Source organism: Paucibacter sp. KBW04 (genome assembly GCF_003852425.1).
GTDB lineage: Bacteria > Pseudomonadota > Gammaproteobacteria > Burkholderiales > Burkholderiaceae_C > Paucibacter_A.
The window spans coordinates 291,770-306,534 of sequence record NZ_QAJN01000012.1; the positions used below are offsets into that span (position 1 = coordinate 291,770).

A 14,765-nucleotide genomic window follows, 5' to 3' on the forward strand; every position below is an offset into this window, starting at 1 on the left:
GCCTGCGCAAGCAAGCGGCTCGTTTTTCCTTTCAGGCTTTGAAATTGGGCCTGGATTGAAGCTGCCGTTGGCGGCTTGATCGAGCCGAGTTCGCGAGCGCAAAGAGTGAGCAGAAATCTCCTCGTCACTTGTTTGCCAAATCAAACATTTGTGCAAAGACTTGCTCTCTTCTTGCCTCGTTTGCGGCTGGCAGGTTTAAAAATTAAGGCATAATATTAAGCATCGGTTTTCAGCAATGAAACCCAATCGGAGCGTAGCGCAGCCTGGTAGCGCACTTGCATGGGGTGCAAGGGGTCGCGAGTTCGAATCCCGCCGTTCCGACCATTGATAAAGAAATGAACAACGCGTTAGCAGCTCAGGCGGCTAGCGCGTTTTTCTTTGTCCGCAACTGTTTGAAGCCTCAATGGCTATGGCTGTGATGCTCATCGGGCACATGCGCGTGGGCATGGGTGATGGGGCTGTGCCTATGCCTGTGGCTGTGCAGACCTTGGGGCATGGGCGAGCGCTGGTGGTCGTGGTCGTGATGGCCATCGTCATGGCGGTGGGCATGCTCGTGCTCCACGGCCTCGTGGCTGTGCTCGTGCGCATGGGACTCCGCCAGATGCAGCAAGAGGCCCAGAATCATTAGCAGGCCCCCCAGCAGCAGCCAGAGGCCACCGTCGCGCTCGCCCAAGGCGTAGGCTAGGCCTGCGCCAAAGAAGGGCGCAAAGGCAAAGACCGAGGCGGTGCGGGCCGCGCCGAAAGCGCGTTGCGCCAGCAGATAGCAGCGCAGGCTCAGTCCATAGCCGGTGGCGCCCACGGCCAAGAGGCCCAAGGCCGGCCAAAGACCGGGCAGAGGTTCACTCAAACACCAGGCCAGCACGGCCGAGGCATTGGCGCCTAAGGCGCTTTTGTAGAGCACGACCTGGCCAGGATCGCGGTTGGCCAGAGCGCGCGACAAGGTATTGTCCAAGCCCCAAGCAGCGGTGGCTGCCAGCACCGCCAGCAGGCCCAGCAGACCCTGCAATTGGCTCTGCAAGTGGTTGGCTGCCTGCGTCTGCGCCCGGTCCCAGATCAAGGCCACGCCGCCCAAGGTCAGCAGCAGCAGGGCAGCGGCCACCCGGCGATCCAATTGCTCGCGATAGAGCGCGCGGGCCAGCAGGGCGGTGAAGACGGCTTCCAGGGTCAGCATCAGGGCGGCGGCGCTGCCGCTGGTGTGCTGCAGGCCCCAGGCCAGGGCGACGGGGCCTAGCAAGGCTCCGAAGAAAGCCATCAGCAAGAGGCGTGGGATATCGCCGCGACGCAGGGCAGCCTCGCGCTCCAGGGGTTGGCGCAGCAAGCCGCCCACCAAGGCGGCGCCGGCGTAGAGCAGGGCGGCGGTGCTGAAGCTGCCCAGGCCCGTGCCCAATTGCTGCAACAAAGGCGTGCTGGCGCCGAAAAGCAGGGCGGCCAGCAAGGCGTTCAGGCCGCCGCGCAAGGCGGGCCAGCGCGAGCCGGGCGTGGGGGTGTGAGAGTGCATGGGCCTGACTGTAGATCAGGCCTGTTTCATCCAGCGGGCGGAGCGGCCTTCAGAGCAGCGTCGCGAGATCCAGGCCCGTCCAGGCGGAGATCCAGGCCAGCGCGCGCTGGCCTGCGTCCAGCAGCACATGGCCCATCATCAGGGCGAAGGCCACGGCGCCCGAACCCACCAGGGCCGAGGCCAGCAAGGCCAGGCCGTCGCGGAACATCCAGCCCAGACTCAGCAGCACCAGGCTCAGGCTGGGCAGCACATTGCCCAGCGGCAGGGGCAGCAGAATCAGCACGCCCATCAAGGCGATCCAGACTCGCCAGCCGGTGTGGGTGCGGCTGTGGCTGGTCCAGGTCCAGCGGGCCTTCATCAGGCGATCCGAGAGACCGTACATCCAGGCCAGAAAACGCAGGCAGCGGCGCGACCACAAGGCATTGAGGCGCACGCGTCCCAAGCGCTCCGGCACGATGCTGCCGTCCAGCTGGCTGCTCCAGCGCCAAGCGATCACAAAGATCACCAAGCTCAGCAAGGTGCCCACACCCGCCATGGGCATGACGCTGAGCACGGCCATCAGCAGCAGCAAGACGGCGGCCGAGGCCTCGCCGTGCAGGCGCAGCAAGTCCGGCAAGCTGAGTTCTTGGAAGGAATCAGGCGCTGCGCCCGTCTCGGAATGGGCCTCTGAATGAGCCTGGGCGGCGCGGTGGAAGACTTCGGCAAGTAGCTTGGACATGGCTGTGCCCGACTCAATCAGTGCGATGACTCTGGCTTCAGAAGCCCGCGCGTTGCTTGAGTGTTTCCAGGCGCGGAATGCGGCCCAGCAGCAGGTGGCCGGCGATGGCCAAGACCAGCATGATGACCATGCCCAGCAGCCAGAGCAGCCAGATCAGGGGTTCCAGCCAGCCCATGGCCGAGCCCAGCATGGGCAAGACATCACGGCTGGCCGTGATGGCCCAGAGCACGGCTTCCTGCGCCAGCTTGATCGACGCCGGGTCCAGCCACAGGCTGACCCAGGTCGGCACCGGCCATTGGGCGGCTGCCGTTCCCGCCGCCACCGCATCGCCGCTGCCCAGCAATTGGGCGGCCCATTCGCTCAGGGCGATCACCAGCAAGGCGCCGCCGGTCCACAGGGCGCTCAAAAGGGCGAAAACAATCCAGACTGCAATTTTCATCAGAGGTGTGGTCTTCACGGTGGAATGCCGCGGGAGCCCGTGCTTGAAGTAAGAAGGGCTCAACCATAGCTTGATAACTCCACATGAAAAACCAGACAGTCGCTGAGAGTCACTGATGTTTTTCGGAAGCTTCCCGGCGCTTCAGGCCGGCTTTTGGCTGCTGCGCACCGTGCCGCGGCCGGCTTTCTTGGCGGCATAGCTGGCCAGATCGGCGCGTGCCAGCCACTCCGCCGCGCTGCCCATGTCTTCGCTCAGCGCGGCCACCCCCACGCTGGCGCCAACACTCAGGCGCTGACCCTGCCAATCCACGCTCAGGGCCTGGATGGCTTCGAGCAAATCGTGGGCCACACGCTCAGCCCCCTCGGCATGGCAGCGTTCCAGCAACACGGCGAACTCGTCACCGCCCAGGCGTGCCAGCAAATCGCCGGCGCGAATCGCGGCCGCCGCGGTATCGGCCACTGCCTTGAGCATGGCGTCACCCGCGGCATGGCCCAGGCTGTCGTTGATCTCCTTGAATCGGTCCAGGTCAAAGGCGATCAAGGCAGCCGGCTTGGCGCGCGAGCGCATGGCGTAGACGGTGTCCAGGCGGTGCATGAACTCGCGCCGATTGGCCAGGCCGGTCAGGTTGTCGTGCTTGGCCGACCATTCCAGCGCCAGGCGCGAGCTGACCTCCTCGGAAATATCGCTGACCGTCCAGATGGCGCCGGCCTCATGGTCCAGCGGGTCCACCGGCTGGCCGGACAGGCGGCCCCAGAAGGTGCTGCCATCGGCGCGCAGCATTTGCCAGTCGCCCTGGTAGTGGCGGCCGGCCTCGAAGGCCTCGCGCACCTGGGGGCTGAGTGCGTCAAAATCGCCTTCCAGCGCGTAGATCAGCCGCGTGGGCTGGCCCATCAACTGGTCGGCCGTGTGGCCAAAGAGCTTACAAAACGCCGTGCTGACGAGCTCGAAACGCCGCCGTCGGCTGAAGGCAATGCCCAGCGGTGCTGCTTCCATCACCGACTGCAGACGACCCAAGGTGACGGCATTGCTGGCCTCGAAATTGGCCCGCTCGCGCGCCACCCGCTGCAAGACTCGCTGCAGCTGGGCCACCTCGCCGCGGCTTTGGGGCCAGTCTTGATCCACATCGCTGGCACCGTCGAACAAACGGCTGGCGCGTTGACGCAGCTGGCTCAAGGGCTGCAAAAGCCACCAGATCAAGGCCGTCAAGGCCGTGGCTAGCACGCCGGCGATGGACAGGGTCCAGATCACCGCTTGGCGCTGTGCCGCGGCCAGCGGTGCCAGCACGGCGCGGGTCTCGCGGGCGCGCCAGACCATCCAGTCCAGCCCCGGCACCCCGGCCACGCCCAGCAGCTCTTTGGCGTCGCCCAGATGCAGACCGGCCGGTTCCAGCGGCTGGCCGGCTTGTTGCCAGGCCTCAAAGCCGGCCAGCAAACGCGGTTCCAGGCGGATGGAGCTGCCCACCAGCCGGCTGTTGGGATGGGCCAGGATCAAGCCCTTGGCGTCAGTCACCACCACCAAGACCCCGTCCTCGCCGCCCACGCTTTCGGCCACGCCTTCCAGCAGGTTCTGGCTTTGCAAGCGCAGCACGGCACCCATCACAGCCCAGACCCGGCCCTGCTCCATCAGGGGCTGGGCCAACACGACAACAGGCTCCATGCTGACCCGGCTGATCAGCGGCGCCGACACCTGGGGCTGACCCAGGCGCTGGGCCTTGGCGAAGTAGTCACGGTCCTGCACATTGATCTCGGGCTGGCGGAAGCCGGTCTTGTCCACTGTGCCCAGCATGCGGCCCTCCGCATCCACCATAAAGAGGCTGCTGAAATTGATTTGCAGACGCATATGGCGCTGCAGGAACTCGCCCAAGGTCTCGGGGCGCAGGGCCGAGGGCTTGATATCCTTGGTCAGCGCCGCTAGCGCGCGCTGGTGTTGCACCACCCGGTGGGCCAGCAAGGAGGCGGTGCGCACGGCCTCGTTGACCTCGGCATGCTGGCGCTCGGACAAGGTGGCGGATTGCGCCTTGTGAGTCAAGACCATCACCGAGGAGCCCATGCCGATCAAGAGCAGCAAGAGGCCGGCCAAGCCGACCTGGAACTTGAGGGTCTCGAAGCCGCGAACCAAGCGCTGCAACAGGGGCAGTCGCTCAGTCATGGGAGGCGTGGGGCAGGGGCATGGCGGGGTGTGCTTGCGGGCTGAGAGCGGTGGGCGAGGCGCTGCTGGCGGGCGTGTTCGGCGCATGCAGCGAGAACAAAGTTTAGGCCAAGCGGCCACAAGCGCCGTCTTGGCGCCGGATTAGGATTTTTTACGCTTCATGGCCTGCCGGGCTTGCCCCGGATTTGCCACGGAAAGGCCCTAGACTTTCGCCCAAATCTACCGCGTGGGAGGGCCGATGAGCCAGCGTCTGAAGAAGTTTCTGCAGCGAGCCAAAACCGGCTCGGCCTGGGCGGCGGCGCTGCTGGGAGTGGCGGCCTGTGTTTGGCCCGCGCAAGAGGCTGCGGCCGCGACGCTTGCGATGACGCCCTCCGGCCAGGTCAGTGAGTTGCGTCAGCTGCGCCTGGTCTTCTCCGAAGCGGTGGTGCCGGCCGGTGACCCGCGCCTGCCCGCGCCCGGTGAGCTGCGCTGCGCGGGTCAAGCCAAGCCGGTGGCAGGCGATGGACGCTGGGCCAGCGAACGCGAATGGCTGTTTGATCTGCGCGAGCCCTTGGCCGCGATGAGCCGCTGCTCGTTCAAGCTCAGCGAGGGCTTCAAGCCCCTGGCCGGGGTGACGCTCAGCGGCGCGCGTGAGTTTTCTCTGAGTACCGGCCCAGCCCTGGTCGTGCGCGCCCACCCCTGGGAGGGCAGCCAGATTGAGGAGGACCAGCACTTCTTGCTGCAGTTCAACGGCGTGGTCAGTGATGCGGATCTGGCTCAGCGGGCCTGGTGCGAGGTCGAGGGCCTGGGCGAGCGGCAGCCGGTCAAGCGGGTGACGGGCAAGGTCCTGGAGGCGGTGTTGAAGTCCGAAGGAATTGCCGGGCCGCAAGCCGCCCGCGCCGTCCTGCTCAGCTGCCAGCGCCCCCTGCCACCGGACGCCCATGTGCAAATCAAATGGCGGCACGCCGAACAAGAAGGCAAGAGTGCCAACAAGGCGGAGGCTGGCGTGCAGCGCTTTGAGTTCCAGGTGCGCCGCCCCTTCACCGCCGAGTTCAGCTGCGAGCGCGAGCGGGCGAATGCGCCTTGCTTACCGATCCGGCCTTTGCGCGTGGTCTTCAGCGAAGCGGTGCCGCGCGAGCTGGCCCAGCAAATCAAGCTGCAGCCCAAGAGTGGCTCGCCCATTGCGCCCAGCCTGGACAAAGACAATAAGGAAAGCGAGCTCAGCGAGGTCAGTTTTCAAGGCCCGTTTGCCGAGAACGCCGAGTTCAGCATCGTCTTGCCCAAAGGGCTCAAAGACCGCAGCGGCCGGCTCCTAAGCAATGCCGACAGCTTCCCGGCCCTGAAGGTGCAGACCGGCATCGCACCGCCGCTGGCCAAATTCGCGGCCGCGCCCTTCGGCATTCTGGAGCGCGAGGCCAAGGGCCCGGCCGTCTTGCCCATCACCATGCGCCATGTGCAGAGCGACTGGGCGGCGGGGCCGAACAAGGCCTCGCCCGGCGAGATCCGCATCAAGCGGGTGCAAAGCGATGCCGAGGTGTTGGCCTGGTATGCCAAGCTCAAGCGCTATCACGAGAACCAGCTGACGGCCCGTGAGCTGGGCCTGCCGGCCTCGGAGTGGGACGAAATCGTGCCCGGCCAGGACGGCCGCGGCAATCCGGTGGAGCGCAAGGTGCCGCGCTATGTGCGCACCCGCGAGGCCTCTTTGCTGCAGCGCGAGGCGGGCACCGAAACCTTGGCCTTGCCGGCCCCGGTGGGTGGCAAAGAAGGTGACGCCCGCCCCTTCGAGGTCATAGGCCTGCCCCTGGCCCAGCCCGGCTACCACGTGGTGGAACTGAGCTCGCGCCGCCTGGGCCAGGCCTTGCTGGACAAGGCCGCGCCCATGTATGTTCGCACGGGAGTGCTGGTGACCAATCTGGGCGTGCATTTCAAGCTGGGCCGCGAGAACAGCCTGGTCTGGGTCACCAGCCTGGACAAGGGCAAGCCGGTGGCCGATGCAGACGTGGCGGTGAACGACTGCCATGGCAAGCGCCTGTGGGCCGGGCGCACCGACGCCCAGGGCCTGGCCCGTATCAACGAAGGCCTTGAACGCCGTCGCCATGGCAATGAGCGTTGCGAGGCCGAGTACGGCCTTTTCGTGACGGCCCGCAAGGCCGATGCGCAAGGCCAGACCGATATGGCTTTTGTGTTCAGCAACTGGAACAAGGGCATTGAATCCTGGCGCTTCAATCAGTCAACGTCCAACCAGCGCGAGCCCGATGTGCGGGCCCACACGGTGCTGGACCGCAGCCTTTTGCGAGCCGGTGAAACCGTCTCGATGAAGCACTTCTTCCGCCTGGAAAACAGCCAGGGCCTGGCCCTGGCCGGCGCCGCCCAACTGCCCGATCAAGTCACGCTCACGCATGACGGCAGCGGCCAGCAAATCGTCTTGCCCCTGAGCTGGCCCAGCCCGCGCAGCAGCGTGACGCAGTGGCAGATCCCGGCCAATGCCAAGCTGGGCACTTACAGCATCACGCTGGAGCGCGGCGCCGCCGCCTCCTCCAAGCGCGGCCGGCAGGCCTGGCATAGCGGCAGCTTCCGGGTCGAGGAGTTCCGCCTGCCCCTGATCGATGCCCGCCTGAGCGGCCCCAAGGCCTTGCCCATCGCGCCCAGCGAGCTGCGCATCAACGCTCAGCTCAACTACTTGTCGGGTGGCGGGGTGGCGGCGGCACCGCTCAAGCTCTCGGCCGTGCTGCGGCCGCGATATGTGCAGTTTGCGGGTTATGAAGAGTTCAATTTCTCGCCCCCAGCCAGCGACGATGGCACGGTCAGCCGCCCGGCCAACGAGGCGATGGAGGAGGATGAGTCCGAGGCCAGCCGCCCGCGCGATAGCAAGCTCGTGGCCGACAAGCTGGCCACGTTGACCGATCGCAATGGCGCCGCCGAACTCTTGCTGAAAAACCTACCCAAGATCAGCCAGCCTAGCGAGCTGCAGGCGCAGATCACTTTTGCCGACCCGAATGGCGAGACCAAGACCGCCTCGCAGAGCTTCAATCTCTGGCCCGCCAAGCTGGTCTTGGGTCTGAAGGCGGGCAGCTGGGGCAGCAATCGCGGCAAGATCAAGTTCAGCGCCCTGGCCTTGGACACGGCCGGCAAGCCGCTGGCCGGCCAGCGCCTGGAGGTGCGCGCCCGCCTGAACCAGACCATCAGCAGCCGCAAGCGCATGGTCGGTGGCTTCTACGCCTACGACAACCATGTGGAGCGCAAGGACCTGGGCGCCCTGTGCAGCGGCAGCAGTGATGAGCATGGCCTGCTGAGCTGCGAGTCCGAGCTGGATGCTTCGGGCGAGGTGGAGTTGATCGTCCAAGCCAAGGACGCCGATGGCCGCTCCGTGCAAGCCGCTACCACCGCCTGGCTGACCCGCCAGGGTGAACTCTGGTTCGCGCAGGACAACGACGATCGCATCGACGTCCTGCCCGAGAAAAAGCACTACGAGCCGGGCGAGACGGCGCGCTTGCAGGTGCGCATGCCTTATCGCGAGGCCACGGCCCTGGTCGCCATCGAGCGCGAGGGCGTGATCGAGACGCGCCTTGTCACCCTGCGCGGCGATGACCCGACGATAGAGCTGAAAATCGACAAGGCCTGGGCGCCTAACGTTTACGTCAGCGTGCTGGCCCTGCGCGGCCGCATCCATGAGGTGCCTTGGTACAGCTTCTTCAGCTGGGGCTGGAAGGCCCCCATCAACTGGTGGCAGGCTTGGCGCGAGTCCCGCAACACGCCGCCGCCCACGGCCTTGGTCGATCTGGCCAAGCCTTCTTTCAAGCTGGGCGTGGCCAATTTGCAGGTGGGCCTGGCCGAACATCAGCTGCAGGTGATGGTGAGCACCGACAAGCCTCAGTACAGCATCCGCCAAAAAGTGCAGACCCGCATCAAGGTCTTGCAGAACGGCCAGCCGCTGAAGGATGCGGAAGTGGCCTTCGCAGCGGTGGACGAAGGCCTGCTGCTGCTGGGCCCCAACAACTCCTGGGACCTGCTCGCTGCCCTGATCCAGCAGCGCAGCTGGGGCGTGGAAACCGCCTCGGCGCAGAGCGAAATCATTGGCCGCCGCCACTATGGCCGCAAGGCCGTGGCCGCAGGCGGCGGCGGGGGCCATGCGGCCACCCGCGAGTTGTTTGACACCTTGCTGCTCTGGCAGGCCGTGGTCAAGCTGGACGCGAATGGCGAGGCCTTGGTGGAGGTGCCGCTGAATGATTCGCTGACCAGCTTCCGCCTGGTGGCCGTGGCGGATGCCGGGGCGCAAAAGTTCGGCACTGGCCAGACGACGGTGCGGGTCACGCAGGACTTGCAAGTCCTGTCCGGCCTGCCGCCCCTGGCGCGCGAGGGCGACCGCTTCCAGGCCATGCTCACCGTGCGCAATAGCACCACCCGAGCCATGAAGCTGCGCGCCACGCTGCAAGGCCAGGTGCCAGGAGCGACTGAGCCTTTGAAGCTGGCCCCGCAAGACCTGAACCTTGCTGCCGGGGCGGCCCAGGAGCTGCAATGGCAGGTGACGGTGCCCGAGGGTGCTCAGCGCATTGACTGGGAGCTGGCCGCTCAAGAGCAAGGGGGCGGCAATGCCCAAGACCGTGTCAAGCTCAGCCAGCGCATCGTGTCTGCCGTGCCCTTGCAGGTTCTGCAGGCCTCGCTGAGCCAGCTGGACGGCAAGCTGAGCATTGCCGTGGCCCCGCCTGCCGATGCCTTGCCACTCAGTGGCCCCAAGCAAGGCGGCGTCAACATCAGCCTGCTGCCCCGCCTGGGCGGCGAGCTGCCCGGCCCGCGCCGCTTCTTTGAGACCTATCCCTACAGCTGCCTGGAGCAGCAAACGTCCAAGGCCCTGGGCCTGCACGACGAGGCCCAGTGGCAGGCGGTGATGGCCAAGCTGCCGGGTTATTTGGATGCCGAGGGCTTGGCGCATTACTTCCCGCCGCGTGCCGACTCCGGCGCCACCGGCAGCGAGCGCCTGACCGCCTATCTGCTGGCGGCCTCGCAAGAAGCCGGCCGGGAGATCCCGGCGGCCTCGCGCCAGCGCATGCTGGACGGCTTGCAAGCCTATGTGGAAGGGCGCTTGGTTCGCTCCTTCTGGACGCCCAAGCCGGGTCAACTGGACGGCGAGGTGCGCCGTCTGAACGCGCTGGAGGCCTTGTCGCGCTACGGCCGGGCCTCGCCCGCCTTGCTGAGCACGGTGGATGCCAAGTCTTTGCCCACCTGGCCCACGGCCGCGGTATTGGACTGGCTGCAAATCCACCAGCGTCTCAAGACCGCCCCTGAGCGCGACAAGCGCTTGGCCGAGGCCCAGAACCTGCTGCGCAGCCGCCTCACTTACGCCGGTACCACGCTCAAGTTCAGCAATGAGGAGGGCGATGCCTGGTGGTGGTTGATGGACAGCGCCGATGCCAATGCCGCGCGCCTGATCTTGGCCCTGGTCGATGAGCCCACCTGGGCGCAGGAGCTGCCCCGCTTGCTGATGGGCACGCTGGCTCGTCAGCGCCAAGGCGCTTGGTCCACCACCACGGCCAATCTCTGGGGTGTGCTGGCCTTGGACAAGTTCAGCGCCCGCTTTGAGAAGACGGCCGTTGCCGGTCAGACCGCTGCCAGCCTCGGGAGCCAGACGCAGAAATTTGATTGGGCTGCCAAACCGGCCGGGGGCCAGTTCTTGCTGCCCTGGCCTGCGGCTGCCAACGGCAAACTCGAGCTGAGCCAGGAAGGCGCGGGCAAGCCCTGGGTGACGCTGCAGTCCCTGGCCGCCGTGCCGCTGAAGTCGCCGCTGTACTCGGGCTATCGCATCACCCGCACCCTGCAGGCGGTGGAGCAAAAGCAAGCCGGCAAATGGAGCCGTGGCGATGTGATCAAGGTGCGCCTGGAGCTGGAAGCCGCCAGCGATATGACCTGGGTGGTTTTGTCCGACCCTTTGCCCACGGGCGCCGCCGTGCTGGGCTCGGGCTTGGGCGGGCAGAGCTCTTTGGCGGCCGAGGGCGAGTCCAGCAAGAGCACCATCTGGCCCAGTTATGAGGAGCGTGCCTTCGAAGCCTGGCGCGGCTATTTCGAGTATCTGCCGCGCGGCAAGCATCAGATCGAGTACACGATTCGCCTCAACAATGCGGGCCGCTTCCAGCTGCCCGGCACCCGGGCCGAGGCCATGTATGCGCCGGACAGCTTTGGCGTCTTGCCCCAGCAGCTGATGGAGGTGCAGCCTTGAGTTGGAAGTTTGCTGCGGCCCTGCTGGTTTGCAGTGTGAGTGCCGTGGCCCAGCCCAGCTTTCAGGAGGTGAAGTCAGCCCACCGGGTTTCGGACTTCACCTTGCTGGATAGGCGTGGCGAGGCCTTGCAGACCCTGCGTCTGGACATGCAAGGCCGCAGCTTGGATTGGCTGGCCCTGGATCAGATGTCGCCCGCGCTGTTGCAGGCCTTGCTCTTGGGTGAGGACCGGCGCTTTTACGAGCACAGCGGGGTGGACTGGAGTGCGGTGGCGCGCTCGGCCTGGGCCAATCTGTGGAATAGCCGCACACGCGGCGCCTCCACCCTCACCATGCAGCTGGCCGGCTTGATCGATGAAGGCCTGGCCCGCCCGGCCGGTGGCCGCAGCCTGACGCAAAAAATCGGCCAGGCCGTCTTGGCCACTCGCCTGGAGCAGCGCTGGAGCAAGGCGCAGATTCTGGAGGCCTATCTCAATAGCGTGCCCCTGCGCGGCGAAGTGGTGGGCGTCAACGCCCTGGCGCAAACCCTGTTCGCCAAAAGCCCGGCCGGGCTGACGGCGCAAGAGGCGGCCCTGGTCGCGGCCATGGTGCGCGCGCCCAATGCCAGCCCGGCCTTGCTGGCACAGCGGGCTTGTGCACTCTTGCAAATGCCTGAGATGGGGCAGGGAGGTTCAAGCTGGAATTGCGCGCCCCTGCGCGGCCAGATCGAAGCCTTGCTGGCCCGCCGCGCCAGCCCCACCCTGGGCCCGCAGCTGGCGCCCCACTATGCCCGCCGTGTCTTGAGTGCCGAGGGCCCGCCGCGCCAAGGCAGCACGCTGGACGCCGGCCTGCAGCGCCTGGCCTTGCAGAGCCTGAAGCAGCAACTGGCCGAGCTTTCGGGCCGCAATGTGGAAGACGGGGCGGTGCTAGTGCTGGACAACGCGACGGGTGCGGTGCTGGCCTGGGTGGGCAGCAGCGGCGAGGCTTTTTCCAACGCGGCCCAGGTGGATGGCGTGCTGGCGCGGCGCCAGCCGGGCTCCACCCTCAAGCCCTTTATCTACGAGCTGGCGCTGGAGAAGCGAATCATCACCCCGGCCAGCCTGCTGGACGACTCACCGGCCCAGATCGCCACGCCCGCCGGCCTGTACCTGCCGCAGAACTACGACAAGGAATTCAAGGGTTATGTCTCGGCCCGCGCCGCCCTGGGCAATAGCCTCAATGTGCCGGCCGTCAAGCTCGCCGCCATGCTGGGCGTGGACCCGGTCTTTGCCCGCCTGCAGGCCCTGGGCCTGGATTTGCGGGAGAGCGCCGGCTTCTACGGCCTCTCCCTGGCCCTGGGCAGCCCGGATGTGAGCTTGCTGGCGCTGACCAATGCCTATCGAAGCTTGGCGCGTGGTGGTTTGTACAGCGAGGCAGAGATGCCAAAGGCCACGGCGGCTCGGCAAGTGCTGGACCCGGGCGCGAGCTTTATCGTCAGCGATATGCTGGCCGACAACAATGCCCGCGCCATCACCTTTGGCCTGGATAGCCCCCTGGCCACGCGCAGTTATGCGGCCGTCAAGACTGGCACCAGCAAAGACATGCGTGACAACTGGTGCCTGGGCTATAGCTCGCGCTACACGGTGGGCGTGTGGGTGGGCAATGCCAGCGGCGAGCCCATGCATGGGGTCAGCGGCATCAGCGGCGCAGCGCCGGTGTGGGCCACGCTGATGCGCTATCTGCACGAGGGCCGCCCTTCGCTCGCACCCAAGCCGCCGGCCGGTGTCGTGCGCCAAATGGTGAGTTTTGAGGCCCAGCGCGAGGCGGCACGCGAGGAATGGTTCATGGCCGGCACCGAGCAGGCGCAGATGCGGGCCACGGCCCAGATGCAGGGCCAGACCCAGCAAGGCATCAGCAGCCCACGCGACGGCAGCATCTTCGCCCTGGACCCCGACATCCCGCCCCAGGCCCAGCGTCTGCGCTTCAGCGGCCAGGCCGGTCGCTGGGAGCTCAACGGCAAGATACTGGGCCGCGGCACCCAGGTGTTCTGGTCCCCCTGGCCCGGCAAGCACCGCCTGCGTCTGCTCGACGGCCGGGGTCAGGTCTTGCAGCAGGTGGGCTTTGAGGTGCGCGGGGCGACGGTCAAGTAGGAGGGAGGCTCAAGGCCGGGTCAAGATTGCTTGGCTTCGGCTTCGGACTCTTCGGGCATCCGATCCCCAATCCAAGCCAGCGTCAAGGTATAGGTCACAGCCAGCACCACCGGCCCGATGAAGAGCCCCACCAGCCCGAAGGCCAGCAGGCCGCCGATGACGCCGGCAAAAATCAAGAGCAAGGGCAGGTCGGCACCTTTCTTGATCAACCAGGGCCGCAAGACGTTGTCCAGCAAGGTGATCAAGACGGTGATGACCAAGAGCACCGTGCCCCAGGTCGGCTCGCCCGACCAGTACAACCAGGCCACGGCCGGGCCCAGCACCAGCACGACACCGATCTGCGCCAGGCAGGCCATGAACATCACGGCCGTCAGCAAACCTGCAAAGGGCACGCCCACCAGCAGCAGGCCCAGGCCGCCCAGGGCGGATTGCACAATCGCCGTCACCACGAGGCCCAGCGCCACACCGCGAATGGCTTGGCCCGCCAGGGTGATGACTTGGTCGCCTTGCGTGCCCGCCAGGCGCAGGGCAAAGCCGCGCACACCACGGGCCGCGTTCTCACCGTAGAGATAAAGAATGGCGGCGATGGCCACCGTCATCATGAACTGCATGCCGATCAGGCCCAGATTGCCGGCCTGCGAGGCCACCCATTTCAGCGAGCTGCCGAAATAAGGCTTGATCATGCTCACGATGGGGCCAAAGCCGTCCACCGCCACCCGGTGCCACAGAGCGCCCAGGCTCTCGCCCACCAAAGGCAAGCTGAGCAGCCATTGCGGAGGCTCGGGCACCTTGGCGTCGCTCAGCGAGTTGAACAGGGTGACGAGGCTGTCCGCATGGGTGACCACCGTACTCAGGGCCACGCTGAGTGGCACGAACAAGAGCAGCAGCAAGACCAGCACCATCACCGAGGTGGCCAAGCCGCGTCGGCCCCACAGCCGCGCCTGGATGGCGCGCATCATGGGCCAGGTGGAGACGACGACCATGGTGGCCCAGATCAAGGGCCCCAAAAAGGGTCGCATCACCCACAAGGACATGAAGAGCAGCAAGGCCACGCTGAGGACGGCCAGCAGGGTGCGGGTCAGTTCGGGTTTGGAGGTTTGGACGCGCATAGTTTTGACAGAGATGTTTGGCCTGGATTCTGACCTCAGTCTGAGAAAATATTCGCCATGAGCAAGAAAACCGTTCACGTCAGCGAGACCCCGGCCACCCAGTTTCTGCGGCAGCACAAAATCGCCTTCAGCGAGCATGTGTATGACTATGTGGAGCATGGGGGCACGGCCGAGTCCTCGCGCCAGCTGGGTGTGCCCGAGCACGAGGTGGTCAAAACCCTGGTCATGCAGGATGAAAAAGCCCAGCCCCTGATCGTGTTGATGCATGGCGACCGCCAGGTCAGCCTGAAGGAGTTGGCGCGGCAGATCCCCTGCAAAAAGGTGGAGCCCTGCAAACCTGAGGTGGCGCAGCGCCACAGCGGCTATATGGTCGGCGGCACCTCGCCCTTTGGCACGCGCAAGACCATGCCGGTGTTCGTGGAGGCCTCGATTCTTGAACTGCCGCGCATCTGCATCAATGGCGGGCGGCGTGGTTTTCTGGTCGGCATTGAGCCCAAATTGCTGACCGAGCTGCTGGCGGCCCGGCCCGTGCATTGCGCCAGTGCAGAATAGCGCCCC

At 66.1% G+C, this 14,765-nt stretch carries 8 protein-coding genes and 1 tRNA gene; 4 read left to right on the top strand and 5 right to left on the bottom strand.

Features of this window, described 5'->3' with window-relative positions; all coding sequences use genetic code 11:
* Positions 1–247 precede the first annotated feature (247 nt).
* Positions 248–324: transfer RNA gene (locus DBR47_RS16130), tRNA-Pro, on the top strand.
* A gap of 76 nt (positions 325–400) precedes the next feature.
* Here DBR47_RS16130 and DBR47_RS16135 read toward each other — a convergent pair.
* The 4 genes from DBR47_RS16135 to DBR47_RS16150 all read right to left on the bottom strand — a co-directional run bounded on the left by DBR47_RS16135 (position 401) and on the right by DBR47_RS16150 (position 4,803).
* Entirely contained in the window at positions 401–1,498 is a 1,098-nt protein-coding gene (locus tag DBR47_RS16135) for a DMT family transporter (RefSeq protein WP_124451855.1), read from the bottom strand.
* 49 nt (positions 1,499–1,547) lie between these two features.
* Positions 1,548–2,216, bottom strand: a complete 669-nt coding sequence (locus DBR47_RS16140; RefSeq protein ID WP_124451857.1) for an exopolysaccharide biosynthesis protein — start codon at positions 2,214–2,216, stop codon at positions 1,548–1,550.
* 37 nt (positions 2,217–2,253) lie between these two features.
* Positions 2,254–2,655, bottom strand: a complete 402-nt coding sequence (locus tag DBR47_RS16145; RefSeq protein ID WP_124451859.1) for a hypothetical protein — start codon at positions 2,653–2,655, stop codon at positions 2,254–2,256.
* A 141-nt stretch (positions 2,656–2,796) separates the two neighbouring features.
* The gene (locus tag DBR47_RS16150) at positions 2,797–4,803 is read right to left on the bottom strand and encodes a diguanylate cyclase (protein ID WP_197047105.1); all 2,007 of its coding nucleotides are present in this window, start codon (positions 4,801–4,803) and stop codon (positions 2,797–2,799) included.
* 238 nt (positions 4,804–5,041) lie between these two features.
* Here DBR47_RS16150 and DBR47_RS16155 point away from each other — a divergent pair, with 238 nt between their 5' ends.
* Together DBR47_RS16155 and pbpC are read left to right on the top strand one after the other, a co-directional pair.
* The gene (locus DBR47_RS16155) at positions 5,042–10,993 is read left to right on the top strand and encodes an alpha-2-macroglobulin (protein ID WP_124451863.1); all 5,952 of its coding nucleotides are present in this window, start codon (positions 5,042–5,044) and stop codon (positions 10,991–10,993) included.
* On the top strand, positions 10,990–13,098 hold the full coding sequence (gene pbpC, locus DBR47_RS16160; RefSeq protein ID WP_124451865.1) for a penicillin-binding protein 1C: 2,109 nt from the start codon (positions 10,990–10,992) through the stop codon (positions 13,096–13,098). The genes DBR47_RS16155 and pbpC overlap by 4 nt, the downstream gene beginning before the upstream one ends.
* A gap of 20 nt (positions 13,099–13,118) precedes the next feature.
* Here the strand turns inward: pbpC and ydiK are convergent, their stop codons facing one another.
* Entirely contained in the window at positions 13,119–14,207 is a 1,089-nt protein-coding gene (ydiK, locus tag DBR47_RS16165; protein WP_124451867.1) for an AI-2E family transporter YdiK, read from the bottom strand.
* Between the two features lie 57 nt (positions 14,208–14,264).
* Between ydiK and ybaK the strand changes: the two genes are divergently transcribed.
* Positions 14,265–14,759, top strand: coding sequence for a Cys-tRNA(Pro) deacylase (ybaK, locus tag DBR47_RS16170; protein WP_124451869.1), 495 nt, complete (start codon positions 14,265–14,267; stop codon positions 14,757–14,759).
* The last annotated feature ends 6 nt before the right edge of the window (positions 14,760–14,765 follow it).

What these genes read in the sequence shown, in the direction of transcription:
- DBR47_RS16135 (WP_124451855.1), bottom strand. Translation starts at nt 1,498, where the DNA reads ATGCACTCTCACACCCCCACGCCCGGCTCGCGCTGGCCCGCCTTGCGC.
- DBR47_RS16140 (WP_124451857.1), bottom strand. Translation starts at nt 2,216, where the DNA reads ATGTCCAAGCTACTTGCCGAAGTCTTCCACCGCGCCGCCCAGGCTCAT.
- DBR47_RS16145 (WP_124451859.1), bottom strand. Translation starts at nt 2,655, where the DNA reads ATGAAAATTGCAGTCTGGATTGTTTTCGCCCTTTTGAGCGCCCTGTGG.
- DBR47_RS16150 (WP_197047105.1), bottom strand. Translation starts at nt 4,803, where the DNA reads ATGACTGAGCGACTGCCCCTGTTGCAGCGCTTGGTTCGCGGCTTCGAG.
- DBR47_RS16155 (WP_124451863.1), top strand. Translation starts at nt 5,042, where the DNA reads ATGAGCCAGCGTCTGAAGAAGTTTCTGCAGCGAGCCAAAACCGGCTCG.
- ydiK (WP_124451867.1), bottom strand. Translation starts at nt 14,207, where the DNA reads ATGCGCGTCCAAACCTCCAAACCCGAACTGACCCGCACCCTGCTGGCC.
- ybaK (WP_124451869.1), top strand. Translation starts at nt 14,265, where the DNA reads ATGAGCAAGAAAACCGTTCACGTCAGCGAGACCCCGGCCACCCAGTTT.